Here is a 409-nt window from a genome sequence, read left to right as displayed (position 1 = left end):
TTACTGGTTTATTAAAAGCATTACTCAACGTTGACATACTAATTCCTGATGCTTTAGAGATATCAGTAATTGAAATACCTTTATTTTTCATATATTTTTCCACTACGTTGATCATTCTAATCACCCCTTACCTAAAGTTATTATACCATATACGGTTTTTAAATCCCATATAATGAAAAAATAGTCATCAAAAAGAAATAGCATTCATAATTTTTTACAGGTTATTCTCAAAAAAATTCATCCCTATTACTTGACCTCAATCTTTTTTTCATTTATTCTATAAGTATCTTATATCGAACGGAGGTATCAGTCCATTGAAGAACTAATTCTGACTAACAAATTTAATCTCGTAAAGCCGAGTGTTTATTTTTTGTGGACAGAATTTAGTTTAACATGGATTGGTATGCCT

At 28.6% G+C, this 409-nt stretch carries 1 pseudogene; it reads right to left on the bottom strand.

From position 1 onward, the window contains the following. Positions 1-91 (bottom strand): annotated as a pseudogene (locus CP355_RS10870) (XRE family transcriptional regulator); the annotation flags it as partial. Positions 92-409: the final 318 nt, after the last annotated feature.

The sequence above is a fragment of the Lactobacillus sp. UMNPBX4 genome, from assembly GCF_002554115.1.
GTDB classification, from domain to species: domain Bacteria; phylum Bacillota; class Bacilli; order Lactobacillales; family Lactobacillaceae; genus Lactobacillus; species Lactobacillus gallinarum.
The sequence above is the reverse complement of the archived record's forward strand: the minus strand, read 5'-3'. Positions and strand labels throughout refer to the sequence as shown.